Annotated in this window: 11 protein-coding genes; 7 read left to right on the forward strand and 4 right to left on the reverse strand. The window is 35.9% G+C overall.

Annotated elements, in window-relative coordinates; translation table 11 throughout:
* Nucleotides 1-20 precede the first annotated feature (20 nt).
* On the reverse strand, nt 21-947 hold the full coding sequence (locus FW778_RS13750; protein WP_235906257.1) for a class I SAM-dependent methyltransferase: 927 nt from the start codon (nt 945-947) through the stop codon (nt 21-23).
* 75 nt (nt 948-1,022) lie between these two features.
* On the opposite strand from FW778_RS13750, the gene FW778_RS13755 reads away from it, so the two are divergent.
* The 7 genes from FW778_RS13755 to FW778_RS13785 all read left to right on the forward strand — a co-directional run bounded on the left by FW778_RS13755 (nt 1,023) and on the right by FW778_RS13785 (nt 9,588).
* Nucleotides 1,023-2,393 carry a DUF58 domain-containing protein gene (locus FW778_RS13755; RefSeq protein WP_150415331.1) on the forward strand — a complete coding sequence of 457 codons (1,371 nt, stop codon included), beginning with the start codon at nt 1,023-1,025 and terminating at the stop codon, nt 2,391-2,393.
* A 78-nt stretch (nt 2,394-2,471) separates the two neighbouring features.
* Nucleotides 2,472-5,084, forward strand: a complete 2,613-nt coding sequence (locus FW778_RS13760) for a transglutaminase-like domain-containing protein (protein ID WP_202552241.1) — start codon at nt 2,472-2,474, stop codon at nt 5,082-5,084.
* Nucleotides 5,085-6,065 carry an AAA family ATPase gene (locus FW778_RS13765; RefSeq protein WP_150415333.1) on the forward strand — a complete coding sequence of 327 codons (981 nt, stop codon included), beginning with the start codon at nt 5,085-5,087 and terminating at the stop codon, nt 6,063-6,065. It abuts the gene before it with no gap.
* A gap of 11 nt (nt 6,066-6,076) precedes the next feature.
* Nucleotides 6,077-7,990, forward strand: a complete 1,914-nt coding sequence (locus FW778_RS13770; protein WP_150415334.1) for a tetratricopeptide repeat protein — start codon at nt 6,077-6,079, stop codon at nt 7,988-7,990.
* A gap of 301 nt (nt 7,991-8,291) precedes the next feature.
* Complete coding sequence (locus FW778_RS13775; protein WP_150415335.1) at nt 8,292-8,510, forward strand: hypothetical protein; 219 nt, start codon at nt 8,292-8,294, stop codon at nt 8,508-8,510.
* Between the two features lie 154 nt (nt 8,511-8,664).
* Complete coding sequence (locus FW778_RS13780; protein ID WP_150415336.1) at nt 8,665-9,057, forward strand: ribosomal maturation YjgA family protein; 393 nt, start codon at nt 8,665-8,667, stop codon at nt 9,055-9,057.
* 45 nt (nt 9,058-9,102) lie between these two features.
* A complete protein-coding gene (locus FW778_RS13785) occupies nt 9,103-9,588 on the forward strand; it encodes a DinB family protein (protein ID WP_150415337.1) in 486 nt (161 codons plus the stop codon).
* A 1-nt stretch (nt 9,589) separates the two neighbouring features.
* On the opposite strand, the gene FW778_RS13790 is transcribed toward FW778_RS13785, so the two are convergent.
* The 3 genes from FW778_RS13790 to FW778_RS13800 all read right to left on the reverse strand — a co-directional run bounded on the left by FW778_RS13790 (nt 9,590) and on the right by FW778_RS13800 (nt 15,072).
* Nucleotides 9,590-10,237 (reverse strand): hypothetical protein, encoded by a 648-nt coding sequence (locus FW778_RS13790; protein WP_150415338.1) that lies wholly within the window; start codon nt 10,235-10,237, stop codon nt 9,590-9,592.
* Between the two features lie 111 nt (nt 10,238-10,348).
* Nucleotides 10,349-11,992 carry a TonB-dependent receptor gene (locus FW778_RS13795; protein ID WP_150415339.1) on the reverse strand — a complete coding sequence of 548 codons (1,644 nt, stop codon included), beginning with the start codon at nt 11,990-11,992 and terminating at the stop codon, nt 10,349-10,351.
* A 32-nt stretch (nt 11,993-12,024) separates the two neighbouring features.
* Nucleotides 12,025-15,072, reverse strand: coding sequence for a tetratricopeptide repeat protein (locus tag FW778_RS13800; RefSeq protein ID WP_150415340.1), 3,048 nt, complete (start codon nt 15,070-15,072; stop codon nt 12,025-12,027).
* Nucleotides 15,073-15,159 lie beyond the last annotated feature (87 nt).

Below are 15,159 nucleotides of genomic sequence, written 5' to 3' on the forward strand. Positions count from 1 at the left end.
CGTGTTCTGATTATTGGAAATTACGATGAGGCGATATAAATTACCGAACTGCATTTTTCTTTGTTAAAGATTGCTTTAAAATTTGAAATTGCTCCAATAACAAAAGCATTCAAAATATTCGATTTACCCGTCATATATTTTTCACTTAGCATGCTTACATAAAAACTATCGAACCACATCGGCTTTGTTTCAACCATATGCATTTCATGAATTGATAATAATTTATGCATCGAAGCGGGTGAAAAATGATACAGGTGTCTTGGCACATCATAAGCAGCCCAACATTGTTTATAAACTTTCGCATCGTAACTGGTGTAATTAGGAACGGCAATGAAAAGTTTGCCGCCCGGTTTCAATAATTCCTTTAATCTTTTTATATAATTATGAAGGTCATGCACGTGCTCCAACACATGCCATAGGGTGATGGCATCAAAACTTTTAGCAGGTAATGAAAATAACTTCTCCGGGCTTTCTAAATTCAATTGATATAATTCTTTAGCTTTCTGCCTCGCGGTTTCATCCGGCTCAAAACCAGTAATCTCCCACCCTGCTTGTTGCATGGTATGCAAAAAGGCTCCTGTTCCACAACCCACATCCAGTATACTTCCCTTGGATGTACCGGTAAATTTTTTAATAGTGTTTCGCTTTTGAATAAGCGTACGGTTTCGTACAAGATGGTAGAGCTTATTAATAATCCCTTCCTTAGTGTCGCTATGCGAAATATAATTTTCAGATTGGTAATAAGGCCCGATTCCATTAATGTCCGGGACGTTTTGAGTAAACCTGGCGGTGCAATCACTGCACTCCCAGATTTCGAATCCTTCGTGGGAAACTGTAAAATCTTCAGCAGAAAGCACCGAAGCAATATTTTTTTGCCCGCAACAAGGGCATGCATCATACAAAATCATTTTGTTCCTCTTCGTACAAAGAAAATATAAAATCTTCAATCCTGCATTTTATATATAATGCTGGAAAAAGATTTTGTTTTTCTTTATGTTTATTTTGAATGAATTTTACCGGAAATGAATATCGCAGCAATCAGAGAAAAAATAAGGCGTATTGGTTTTTTTGTTCCTTTCAGGATACATTTTTTGCTTTTGCTAATTGCACTGCTGCTTGCCTATCGTTGGCTGTTAAAAAATAATGCTGTTCCTGAAACCTCACGCACCGCAATCATAAATGTTTTTATTACGGTTACTTTCTGGTTTGCCTTAGGAATTCTCGTTCTGTCTTTTTTCAGCGCTTTTATTTCCTGGATATTTTTTTTATTCAGCAAAAAAAATAAGAAGAGTATTCTAAATATAAAGACGAGCACGCAAAGCGTAAGCGACAAGCAACTGGTAGAAATAAGTATTTCCAAAATATTCAAACCATTGTTCGGATATATTCGTTTACGCCTCTGTTATGATAAAAATAATATTTCACCAAAATTTGCACCGATAAGGATGGAGCTCAAAAAACATCTTTTTTCAATGCAAACAAAAGGCGTATATAACTGGCCTTTAAAAAATATTAAAGAGTACGATATAAGCAGCGGCATTATTTATTTTGAAGATTTTTTCCAGTTCTTTTCTTTTACTTCACAGCTTTCAGTTAACAGTAATTTTTATACACAACCGCTCAAAGCTGCTACACCAAAGGTTATTGTTCAGCCTAAAAAAACAGAAGATACCAATATGAGAATTGAGGAAATGAGAAAAGTAGAAGGTGAATATTTAAACTATAAAAATTTTGAAACCAATGATGATGTAAGAAGAATCGTTTGGAAGATTTATGCAAAGAATAAAGAATTAGTTGTAAGGATACCGGAGACTAATGATCCTTATGCATCGCACATTTATTTTTATGCTTCATTTTACAATGCTGTGAGTAACGATGTATATGAAGAATTTAACATTGTGTTTCTTGATGATTTTAAAACATTTGTATGGAATGTATATGAACAATTATATCGCCAAAGCGAATTGATACAATATATTCCCGACCAGCAAACAAAAACATTTTATGCTGATGATGTTATACAAAAAACAAAATACATTATCAGCACATCGTCGTGGCAAAAACAAAATAACCTGGATACTTATTTTAATAAACAATATGCTTCTGTATTATGTATTTCATCATTAACAGATGCAAAACAACTGGAAGATGTTCTTGAAAAAACGGGTAAAACCCTTACTGTTGTTTTCATTGAGCTAAGTAAGAGTTTTTCAAGAATGAAAGTAACTGACTGGCTTCAATGGATTTTTATAAACCCTGAAAAGAATAGTTCAGAGAAAATGCAACTTGCTTTTACCCTTTCGCCTTTGCGAAAAAAAATATTGGATAATGAAAAAAACATAAAAGAATTGTTGAAGATAAGTGAATGTGAAAGTTTGATACTGGAAGCCTGATGCTGGTTGCCGGATTCACGCTAAACGAATTAATCATAAACAAACTCCTTCTTCCCCGGAGAACGTAGGATGAGGCAAATGAAAATCGAAAAAAAATATAGCGCTAAAAAAATATTTGCAAGAATTACATTATTGATAATTCCTGCGATCGCCATTGGTGCATACCTGCTTTGGCATTTAAATGAATATTATGGAGTATTGGAAAGTCAATGGGCGACTGAAAGTCTTTTCTTAGCTACGGGGCTTATTGCAGGTTGTTTGTTTTATAGTTTTCGTTTCCGGTTTATTACTACTACTCTTCCTTTACTGCTGTTACTTTTTATTATAGGCAAAATAGTAAGTAATATTTACACAGGTGAATTCACGGCATTTTATGCCATAACCAAATTTTATATTTTTTCATTCCTGTTTTTTACCGGATGGCTTGCAGGATGGGGCTTTGCAAGGTTGCGGTGGTTTCCTGTTATTCTTTCATCATTAATAATGTTGTTGCAGATTATTGTAATAAGCAATACCTCAGATATAACTGCAAAAAAATTAGTGCTGGCTTTTGCTCCGGTGTTAGTATTTTCATTTTACATCGTGTACACGGCAGAGTTAGTAAGAAACATGAATGAGGATGAGCCCAATTTTTCATGGTTCATTGTAAAAAAACTGTTGGGGTTTGTAGTTGCTGCAGGAATTATTTTGTTATTAATTTTTTCATTTTATAAAAAAGATTTCCTGGCTATTGAACAACAATATGGTGGTGGCAAAAGTGAGACGCAGACACCCAATAAAGAAAGCCTTACAAAGGAAAATAAAGACGGAACTGTAAGCAATAAAAAACAAATGGGATTAAGCGGAGGAAGAAGTTCTACCAAAAGATTGGTGTTTATCGCAAAACTGGATAATTATTTTCCTAAAACTGATTTGCCCAACCCCCTGTACTTTACTTACGATTATTATACAAAATTTGATACGCTTACGCAAACACTGGAAGTAGATAGCCTGATGCCTTCGAACGATTTATTTCAGCCTGATCCGTCAAAAATTCCGTTGTACTTTACCCAAACGGATTCATCTGTTTTACTTAAAAGCAAAGGATACCTGGATAAAAAAGTTGTAAGTACTGAGGTATATAAAGCGCTGCTATCACCAAAAGAATTTTTAGCCCCTGCAACCGCTTTTTTCTGCCAGCCCATTGCAGTGGAGAAAGAATATAAACAACAATTTAAAAGTGCTTACAGGGCCAAAATGATGGTGAGCGATCTTAACAGCGCTTACTTTGTGTACAATCCCGCTGGCAATAAAGTGCTGGAAAATTTTCAAACTCAAAGATTTAATTTGTTGCGCCAAATTTCCAATTGGAATAATGAAGATTCTGCGTTTATGAGTTATTACACTTTCATACCAAAAGGTGATGATTTTGATTCAATAAGAGCTCTGGCAAAAGAAATAACGAAGAATGCAACTACACCTATTGATAAAATTATTGCAGTAAGAAATTATTTTTTAAGCACCGATGAAACCGGGCAGCCTTTATTTAAATACACAGACAATCCCGGCGTACCAGGACTACCAAGTGCCAGCAAACTCAATTATTTTCTATTTCAAAACCGTAAAGGATATTGTGCATATTATGCAGGCGCAACACTTTTTTTATTGAGAGCATTAGGGATTCCAACCCGTGTTTCTACCGGCTTTTTAACGATGGACAGAAGCACCAAGAACAAAGGCTGGTATTGGTTTTACGAAGACCAGGCACACGCATGGACGCAGGTTTATTTTCCTGGTTACGGCTGGCTCGATTTCGATACAACTATTCCCAGTACAGAACAACAACAAGCCCCTGCTCCTGATGGAACGCCTCCAATAACTGTACAAACAGCTTTGTTTGTAACACATGGAAAAGTAATCGACGTTGACACACTTAAGAAGCGAGTAGATATGTCCGTTAGTCAAATGATTTATCATGATAAAACATTTGATTTAAAAAAACCGGTAACGCTGAACATGGATGTTTCGCTTGCAACTATAACCCGGGACAGCGGTGAAGTTCCCCTTAGTGAATTAAAGGTAGGAAACGAAATAACAGCCCTCTCCTTTTCTGACCAGTTTAAAAATATTTCATTGAAAGACAGTAATAGTTATCAAGAAATCGTTGAAAAAATTCCTACACCCGCTCCCATTGATGAGATAAAAATTATTGATTCTACCAAAGAACAGCAACAGATCGCAAAAGAAATCAAAAAACAGCCAGCAAGTCTTACAAAAATTATATGGATTGCTATTTCAATTCTTGCATTATTTATTCTTTTGATCTTTAGCCTGCCCTGGCTCATCTTTCAATGGTTTAACTATAAAGCAAGACATACAAAAGCAATTCGGCAAAAAGCTTACTGGTCATACAATGCAGCGGCTTATTATTGTAACCAGCTTGGCTATTCAAGAGATGAAATGTCGCCAACCCAATTTGCAAAAGAAAAAATTGACGCACATTTTAAAACAAATTTTTATTCGTTTATGCTGGTATATCTGAAAAGCAAATATTCTAAAGAACCATTGACTCATTCTGATGAGAATGTAGTGCAAAATTTCTATCCCACTTTTTATAAAACAGTAAAAAATAAAATTCCTTTTAGAGAACGTTTCTCTAAATTTTTGAATTATTACAGAACCATAAACTTTTTCTCAAAACCAAAAATATAAATGATGGAGACAGTGAATACCGAAACTGCTTTGCAGAATATACAGCGCCTTACCGATAATATTGAAACCGTTATAAAAGGCAAGCGCAACCAGATTAAATTTGTGCTTACTGCATTGCTCGCCAAAGGGCATATTTTGCTGGAAGATAATCCCGGCACCGGGAAAACAGTTATGGCTAAAACGCTTGCACACAGCATTTCAGAAGAAACGGCAGGCGATAGTGTAAGCTTTAAACGCATCCAGTTTACACCGGACTTATTGCCAATGGATCTTTTGGGCACTCATATTTTTGATGATATAAAAAAAGAATTCATTTTTAAAAAAGGGCCACTCTTTTGCAACATTTTATTGGCAGATGAAATTAACAGGGCTTCACCCAAAGTGCAATCAGCTTTGCTGGAATGTATGGCAGAAAACCAAATTACAATGGGAGAAATTACCTATAAGCTAAGCGAACTGTTTTTTACAATTGCCACACAAAACCCCGTTGAAATGGAAGGGACTTATCCCCTGCCTGCGGCACAGCTTGACAGGTTTTTTATAAAAATTGTTTTCGGATATGTTGATGAGGAAACGGAGCTCGATATTTATAAGGATTATCTCGGAATTAACAATAACCTCAATAACTTGAAGCAGGTGCTGGGCATTCATGAAATTCTATTCCTGCAGCAGCAATGTGAAAATGTATTCGTGCACGAAGAAATAATAAAAGCAGTACGGAACATTGTATGGGCTACCCGAAAAACTCCGGATATAGTTTTAGCTGCGTCTACCCGTAGTGGTATTATTTTTCTGAAATGCCTCAAGGCCTATGCGTTGGTGAATGGCCGCACTTACGTAACAGAAGATGATGTAAAAGATCTTGCCCAGCCTGTATTACACCATAGGCTTATTTACCGGAATAAAGAAGCTAAAGTAAGTGCACTTAATAATATTGCTCTTGCAGAAATGGACCGGCTTTCAAAATTAAAAATTAATTAAGTTAAAGATTGATGCTCCGGTTCGCAAATTATATTTTCCTCGTTGTACTGACGTTGTTTTGCAAACATTCTTTTTCGCAAAATAAAGCACGTTATGAAATAGACGCCAAGCGCATTGGCGTAAATTTTTATGATAAAGATGCTTTGCCCCGAAGCCGTGAGTTTATAAGGCTCGACAGCACTTACTATGTTGGCTGGTATTACGAAGGAATGTTTAAATACGACAGGGCTGCAGACTACCTTGGTTATAAAAACTGTATAGCACCTTTAAAAAAAGCGTTTTTATTATTTGAAAGAAATTATAAAAACGATCTTAAAACTGTTCTAACTCCCGGCCGTTATAGTTTTGCACAATCTGATATTGTACAGCTCTGCAATGCCTTGTACGACAGCTATTCTAATGTGGAAGAGCCTGATAGCGCCATGTGGATTTTAGACAGGGTTCAAAGCTGGAATACGGGAAATGATTTTATGGAATATAATATTAAAGCAGCGTGGACCATTCACCGCAATCGCTTTTATATCCATAAATATTCATTCTTAAAAAATTCTGTTGAAGCCAATGAGCAACTTGCTTTAAATCATTTGTACGCAGCACTTGCCGGTGGAGATGCCAATTCTATTTTTTATCTCGCCATCATTCATAATTATTTATTGAATATAGATTCAGCGGGCTTATACTACGATATACTCAAACAAACCGGGGGCTTTTCATACAACAACTATGCGCACTTTCAAAACACGTTAGGCAATTTTGCGGAGGCAATTACCAATTTTGAAAATGATAAATACGCATTTGATAAAAGGTTAATTGAATCTTATTATTTTCTTCCTGCACTCTTTATTAATAGCGGGAAAAGCAAAGAGGCCATTGATGAAACAAACAGTATCATCAATACAAATGGCTCTACGCCCGGCTTTGGGTGGTACAATATTGCATTGGCAAGAAGCTATTTATACAATGGGCAACTCGATAGTTGTGAGAAGGCAATTAACAAAGCGGCACAATTTAAAGAGGTTCATATCGGTACAACGCTGGGACAATCGCAATACGACTTTGCCGTGAACGTGATAAAATTGTTGCTTGCAAAAAATAAAATTCAGCGGATTAAATTTATAAATAAAGGATGGTGGTACTCCTTAAGTGACCTTTCAGAAATAGCCGCCTTAAGCAGTGAGCAGTTTCTTTTAAAATTTGCATTGGTGAATGAATTAGCGGGTAATCCTGAACGTGAGCAGGTAATTTATAACATATTTGCAAGTGAAAATGTGATCGGCTTTGACGAAATTTTAAACATGATGAAAAATATAAGCCCACAATATTTTGCAGAAATATACAAACAAAAAGAGGCCAGTGAGAAACGAAAAAATATCGTACGATACATGCAGCTTTTTTATGGCGAATTTTCTTACGAAGCGGGCAATTATAAGGAGAGCCAACAAACTTTTGAAAATATCTTAAACACTGCTTTATTAGATACCGCACATGAAAAGCTATTTGTAGCAAGACTGTATGAAAGCCTTGCCAGGAGCTATCTGCACGATGGTGATAAAGACAAGGCAGAAAATATGAAATACAATTTTTTTAAAGAATATCCACAGTTAATTCCTTTTAGCGGGTTTACAGTTAAGATGAATCTATCGGCGTCTGGTTTGAATGCCTCAATGGAAAAAAATATTATAAAAGAATTGAAGGGATGCGATATTGATTTTGCAGATGAAACTAACGGTAACATACCAAGGGCATTTCTAAATTTTATTGCATTAAAAAATAAATATGAAGTTGATTACAGCGTTACCGATGCTAACGGTAAAATAATTGTTCCGCAACAGAAAATGTATTTTAAAAAAGAAGATGGTGTTGGGAACGAGCTGGCTTTGAGATTATGTGGAGTTGGTGGACCTGCGGAGTTTGAGGGAGACTAGAATTCTGATCGTATAAATCCTTTTTATTCTTCGAACGATACAATAAATAAATTGAGGACAATAAGAGATAATAATTCTTAAAGCAAGATATTATCGGACGCGGAACGTTCGCCAACAACATTAATTTCGACAAACTTTTCCCCTAAACTGTCCGCTATTAATATAAATCTGTACGGATTCGTACAATCCTCTTACAGTAAGGGTTTCGTAACTCATTGATTTTTAATTTTTTACAGTTTGGCATCACAATAGAAAGTAAGTAGCCAAACAAATAAACTTTAAAAAATTAAAAATTAAAACAATGAAAAAGACATTCAATTTAAGCACCCTTAAAAATTTATGGTTTGCAATGCAACTATTAATTGTATCGGTTTCTTTGCCGGTAATGTGTGCCATTCAACTCTCACATGCTACAAATGATGTAAATCAAAAACAACGGGAAGAAGTAATCAGAAATTCAGTTAACCAGAGCCCGGTTACTGCTTCTGATAACAATGGCAAGACTGTTAAATTAGGTTAATTGGTTTCATCCCACTGACCTAGCGATTTTACATTATAATTAAAATTGAAGAAATGAAAGATTTATTAAAAGTAAATTTGGCATTAGTTACACCAGGTTTAAACAAGGCCGGCGCCATTCCGGCCTTTTTAAAATAAATGAATCTTTTTGACTGATGAGTATTCGCTTTAGGTTCAACACCTATTATTTTATAATAGCAATAATTATTTTATTTGCTGAAATCATAATTGCTTTATTCGTTCATGATGAAATCATCCGTCCGTACTTTGGAGATTTATTAGTGGTTATTTTAATTTACAGTTTTATAAAATCCTTTATAAATACTCCCACACTACCAACGGCTATTGCTGTATTGCTTTTTTCATATATTATAGAACTCTCTCAATATTTCCATATTATAAATAAACTTGGATTGCAACGGTCACAACTTGCACGTGTAATTATGGGCACATCGTTCGGATGGGCCGATCTTGTTATGTACACCGCAGGAATCGCAGTTGTACTTCTTCTTGAGATAACCGTTAGTAATGCTATGAAAATAAAATAAATTTAATCTCACTTTCGCATGTAACTTTATACACAAAAAAATTCAATGGAAAATAAAACTGAGTTAGTAATTAAAATGGTGCTGGATGCCTGGAATATAGAATTGAAAAGAACTAATACATTATTGAATGAATTAACAGACGATCAACTTTCAAAGGAAGTGTCACCCGGCAGAAACACCGGTGTTTATCTTTTGGGGCACCTCGTGGCCGTACACGATGCTTTATTTCCATTATTAGGTTTGGGTAAAAAAATGCATCCGCACCTGGAAGATATCTTTATTACAAATCCTGATAAATCGGGCCTTCCAAAAACTTCCATCAATGATTTAAGAAATCTCTGGAATGAAGTAAATTCAAAATTATCCGAACATTTCAACCAGTTCACATCCGAAGAATGGTTTCAAAAACATACTTCCGTAAACGAAGAAGATTTTAAAAAAGAACCTCACAGAAACAGGTTGAATGTACTGATAAGCAGAACGAATCACCTCTCTTACCATCGCGGGCAATTGGCTTTTTTGAAAAAATAATTTATTGAGGAACAGAATAAGTAGCGGGTGGCTCCTGAACCGGAAATGCAGTTTTGTTGGCTATTCCATTCACAGAAAATGAATGATTATAAAAATAAATTATTAAGACAAGTAAAGCAATCGACAGTAAAACAATGGCCCATATTTTCCAGGAAGATTTTTTTTCTATAACTATATCATCCTTGTAAAATTCATTCATTACAACAGACGTCGTTTCCTTATCGCCCACTAACACTGCATGTTCTGTATTTTTATGAATTACTCTTTCTGCAGTAACAGGCTCATAAAAATTAAAATCATTCTCCTGGTCAAATAAAATATTTCCAGAGGCCTCTTTTTGAAGACTGCCAACTGAAGCGAAATCAATTCTCTCCCCTAGGTCCAGCTTTATTTTCGCATGAAGACTCCAGTTATTAATTTTTTCTTCAGCTTCCTGCAATGAGATATGTTGAAGTTGAGCAAGGTATTCTTTTAATCCTTCGGAAAGATAATTTTCATCTTCACTAAAAACAATTTCATCGATTGAAGGGAAAATTTTTTTATTAGCAACATCTAAATAAGCGGGCACTGATTTAATTATGAAATTTCCCAGGAGCGGAAGATGGCATTCCTTCTTTTGTATTAAATATGAAGCGATAAGATCCTGCATAATTCACACAAATATCTATAATTTATAATGATGACAAACTATTTTATAAGATGCAATTGACGGCACAAATTAATTCGTGCAATTCGTGAATCAAATTCGTGTTATAAAAAACTAGAAATGAATAAGTATTCCGCCGATTACCTGTAATCCATAAACAGGATAATTACTCCAGCGCTCGTATTTGCTATTAAGAAGATTATCAAAATCAAGCCAAGCACTAAATTGTTTATTGATCTTAAACTCAGCTCCTGCACTTATATCTGTACCACCTTTTAAATTTTTCTGCGAGCCGTTGCTCAATAAAGCTTTGGCACCTGAAAATGCAGCCAGATCTCCTTTTATAAGAACTTGCTTGAAAGCATTCCACCGCAGAGAGCCTGTAACTTTTAAAGGAAATAATCCCCATGCTTTCGCATTATCAAGCAGGCCAGTATAGGTATTTAAATCGAGCCCGCCGGTAAGGGTAAATTTATCCTGGTTAATAAAATTCATATCGCCATGAATCTGCAGGTTATCAATCCTCCTTTCATCTTTTATATAAAAACTTTTTCCATCAAGGCTATCATTTATAAACAATGGCATGTTATTATAAGTTATAAAAGCAGCCCGCGCATTAAAGCTGAAATGATTGCCCACCGTTGCTTTTACCCCACCATAATATTGCGTTTGTTTTGTGTTATTAAAGTCTGCAGGATCCTGCATGTATGGGTTTTCGGCGCTTAGGGTACGGAAACTGTTGGCAATATAATTTCCTATCCAGCCTGCTTGAACTACCAGCACGTTTTTCTGTAACTGCGCTTCTGCGTATATGTTAGGTAAAATATTTACATCGTTATTATTCCACGCCGGCGTAATACCGCCATGAAAAGTAAACCTGTCGCCATAATACACAAACTCAGGTGTTAGTTCCACTAAATTATTAGTAACCTGTTGCGTTGAATTTTTAATTTGATATTTATCAAAGTTGCCTTTGGCTGTTACTTTCAATGAAACTGCATCGCTGAATTTTTTCTCAACAGGCAGGTTAAGCAGTAACGTAGTTTCTGTTGCCTTACCCCCTCTTGAAAATGCATGCAGTTCCATGTGCGGATCATAAATAAAATTCAAGTCGTTAACGGCAATATTTCTAAATCCAATACCTGCCGAAAGATCATGATAACTTCTCCTGATATCAGCTTTAGCAAAACTATCCAGGGCGTGATTATAGCCATATTGATAATACTCATGTTGCGCAAAAGCAGCATGGGCGTATATTTCGCTCTTTGGCGTAAAAATGCTTCCATCTCCTCTCACATTCATTTCACTGAAATCCTGGTTTTTAATATTTCCTCTTGATGAAATATAATTTCCATAAACATTCAATAGGTTTTTCTTGCCATCGCCAAAACTAAATGCGCCGGAAACATAAGGTGTTGCGAAACTTCCAAAGCCAACTTTCAATTGATTCCTGTCGCCCAGTTGCAAAGTGGTATCTGCGTCAAGAGCCAATGGCTTTAATGACACGGGCTGGTAAGCAAAGAATAAATTCTGCGGTGGAATATTGTATGCAAGCCTCGGCCTGGCTGTATCGGCAGTAATAGGCGATGCATATAAATTTATCTTAACAGAATTTCGTAATGCCGGTTTATAAGAAGAAGTAATTTCAATAGTTTGCCTTCTTGAAGTATCGTTTTGGGCATTAGCAATGCTAACGCTACAACAAAAAAAGATTGCAATAACAAAAAACTTCGAATGATATTTTTGAAAAAGTTTCATAAACATAAATGCATTTGTTTAAAAAGTTTGCGTTATTTTTTTGTTGAAGGCGAAGCTTCCACTTTTGAATTTTGTTGTTCCTGGCTGATGGCAATATTTAGTTTATCCTGTGCTTCCTTTTTCAATTCAGGAATAGTAGCATTATCAGCCACACTCTGGTAAGTCGCTTTCGCGTTGAAATAATCTTTTTCCTGCAGGTAAACATCGCCTAACAAAATGTATGCTTTTGCAACCCAATAATCGTAAGAGCCCGTTACTTTAATTACTTCAAGCCCCGCTTTTTCTGCTGCAGAAAGCTGGTTGAGTGTCAGGTAACAATTGGCAATTTCGTAGCGAGCCTCGGCGCCCCACGCTGACTTATTAACTGCCGCAACTTCTTTAAATGCTGCAATTGCCTGCTCGCATTGATTATTAGCCTGTAAAGATTTTCCAAGTACCAGGTTAGCAACGGCCTTGTCATCAGTACTTAGTCCTTTTTTTGTAAGTAATTCTTTTGCGGCATCATTAGCCTGGGTATAATCTTTTGTTTGATAATAACTCCTTACCAAACCACGCAAAGCTTCCAATTGGTTCTCTGGTGTGGTTGCCAACTCTTTAAGTTTAGCAAAATAAATTTTTGAATTTGCGTAATCCTGCAATTCAAAATAATAAATATGCGCTGCGGCATAAGCTGATTTTTCTGCATACTTGCTGCTGCCCTGGTTCACAACTGCCTGGTAACCTTGTAAAGCATTTTGCCAGTCTTTATTTTTATAATAACATTCGCTCTTATAAAAATTAGCCAGCAAAGCATAAGCACCTTGCGGATATTTCGAAAGATAATTTGAGAACGCCGTTATTGCACCTGCGCAATCACCGTTAGTATACTTCAATTCGGCTGATGCATAAGTTAACGAATCTGCTTCTGAAATGCTGATAACCTTTCCGGCCTTTTGAACAAAATCTACGTAGTCATTCGGGCGGCCAACTTCTACATAAATATTTTTCATATTATCCAACGCCTCGTCTGCCTGTGGTGATTGGGGATATAACGTAACCAGCTTCTGGTAATATTTTAATGCTTCTTCGTTGTTATTTAAATTATAATTGGCAAGCCCGAGCTTCAGGTAGACATTAGGAAACTGGCCGCTCGCATCTTTAACATCAAGAATCTTGTTCAGGTAAGGAATGGCATCTTTAAATTTTTCCTGCACCATGTATGCGTTGGCAATTTGCATATAAGATTCGGCAACAAGATCGCTTTTAGGATATTGCTGAACCAACGCATTAAAGGTTTTGATTTTTTCGCCCGGGTTATTAATACCACTTATTAACGCAATTTGGTAGAGGGAATAATCACTTTGTGGAAGGCCATTATTAATTACATTTTGATACATGGTTTTTGCAATGCTGTAGTTCTTTTGCATAAAATAACAATCTGCAGATCTCGCATACGCATCTTGTTTTAAGGCCGATGATTGAGAACTGATTGCAGGAGCAACTTGTTTAAAATCAGCAAGTGCCAACGCATAATTTTCTTTTGCCAGGTAAGCATAACCAAGCGTATACTTTGCGGCATCAGGATTTGCTTCGCCTTGTATGCCGCCGGATGATAAATAAGCATTCATGTATTTAATTACATCATCATAACGGCTTAGCCTGTACGCAACCTCGCCTCTCCAGAAATTGGCAAAAGGAAGAACTTCGCCGGCATTTGGATCATTGATAATTTTTGTCAGCAGGTCATCGGCTTCATTTATTTTGCCGTCATTAATATATTCCGTTGCCCTGCCAAACAAAAGTTTCGGGTATACTCTTAGCATAGTGGCCGTTGGCTTTCCAAACGATGCATACAAGGCAAGTGCATCATTATAATTATTGGTATTGGCAAGAAGGTTAATTAAAATTTCTTTGGCTTCATTTGCATATGCTGAAGTGGGATATAAATCCAGGAATTTATTCATCTCACTTAATGCAATATCCTGGTAACCTAATTCGTAAGAAAGCTTTGCATAATTGAAGCGGGAAATTTCCTGCTGTTTCCGGTTACTGTTGTTGTTAGCGCTGTATTGAAATGCGCTTCTTGCATTTTCCTTTTGATTGGTTCTTAAATATAAATCTCCTAACAGGTACATGGAGTTTTGCCCCATAGAATCCTTCTCATTGCTTAGCTGCTTAAATCCTTCAATCGCCTTTTCCACCTGGTTTCCATCATAATAGCAATAACTAAGCTCATACATTATCTCCTTGGAAACTTTATCGCTGTTATCTACATATTCTTTTAATAAAGGAAGCGCTTTGGCAAATTGCTTTTTTTCAAAATACAATTGCCCTATTAAAAGATTGAGATCGTTTCTATAATAAATATCATTGCGTGAAAGTGCATCCTGCCCGTAGCGCAAAGCTTCATCTTTATTCCCTTCAAAATAGTAGATCTGTGCAATGTAATAAGGAACGAGCCCTTTGTACTTATCCCTGTTTTCCACTTTTTTAAATGAACTTAATGCTTCAGCATAATCGCGATCGCGATAACTTATGTAACCGTAATAATAATTAGCATCATAATAATATTTATTATCGGGCAACTGGTGGATCTCATTAAACAAAGGTTTCGCTTTATCAAATTGTTTCAGGCTAAAATAAGAATAAGCCAATTCAAATTTCGCATCCGCAATTTCTTCATTGCTTAAATTATCATACCCGGCTCTTTCATAAAAAACAACTGCGCGGGCAAAATCATTTTTTGTAAAATAATATTTCGCAAGATGATAACTCATCATCTGTTGTCTTGGCTCGTTGTTGGCAGCATCAATAAAACGGTGTGCCTGATCTTCCGCCACTTCCTGGTTAAGCTTAAGCCCGCAAACAATATAATAATATTCAAGATCCTGGTTTAAATAGGCATGACTGCTTTCGGTATTCTCAGGATACTTGTCCCGTAAGCCTTTCAATAAAGGATATGCCAGGCTGTACTCATCCTTAATAAAAAAATCTTTCGCTTCTTTATAATCTTTTTCAGGATCAGTTATATTATAATTTGCCTGGGAAAAACAGGAAAGAGTAAAAAGCAATAAGACAACAGGAAAAAGGAGACGATTCATGAATTATATTATTTTAATTTTTTTATAATGTTATGCGCATAACATAAAAAAAAGAAAACCTAAATTTTGGCGCAAAAGTACAAACAC

The sequence above is a fragment of the Ginsengibacter hankyongi genome, assembly GCF_008710285.1.
GTDB lineage: Bacteria > Bacteroidota > Bacteroidia > Chitinophagales > Chitinophagaceae > Ginsengibacter > Ginsengibacter hankyongi.

Excerpts from the sequence above, each read along its gene's own strand:
- FW778_RS13755 (WP_150415331.1), top strand. The coding sequence starts at position 1,023 with ATGAATATCGCAGCAATCAGAGAAAAAATAAGGCGTATTGGTTTTTTT.
- FW778_RS13760 (WP_202552241.1), top strand. The coding sequence starts at position 2,472 with ATGAAAATCGAAAAAAAATATAGCGCTAAAAAAATATTTGCAAGAATT.
- FW778_RS13765 (WP_150415333.1), top strand. The coding sequence starts at position 5,085 with ATGATGGAGACAGTGAATACCGAAACTGCTTTGCAGAATATACAGCGC.
- FW778_RS13770 (WP_150415334.1), top strand. The coding sequence starts at position 6,077 with ATGCTCCGGTTCGCAAATTATATTTTCCTCGTTGTACTGACGTTGTTT.
- FW778_RS13775 (WP_150415335.1), top strand. The coding sequence starts at position 8,292 with ATGAAAAAGACATTCAATTTAAGCACCCTTAAAAATTTATGGTTTGCA.
- FW778_RS13780 (WP_150415336.1), top strand. The coding sequence starts at position 8,665 with ATGAGTATTCGCTTTAGGTTCAACACCTATTATTTTATAATAGCAATA.
- FW778_RS13785 (WP_150415337.1), top strand. The coding sequence starts at position 9,103 with ATGGAAAATAAAACTGAGTTAGTAATTAAAATGGTGCTGGATGCCTGG.
- FW778_RS13790 (WP_150415338.1), bottom strand. The coding sequence starts at position 10,237 with ATGCAGGATCTTATCGCTTCATATTTAATACAAAAGAAGGAATGCCAT.
- FW778_RS13795 (WP_150415339.1), bottom strand. The coding sequence starts at position 11,992 with ATGAAACTTTTTCAAAAATATCATTCGAAGTTTTTTGTTATTGCAATC.
- FW778_RS13800 (WP_150415340.1), bottom strand. The coding sequence starts at position 15,072 with ATGAATCGTCTCCTTTTTCCTGTTGTCTTATTGCTTTTTACTCTTTCC.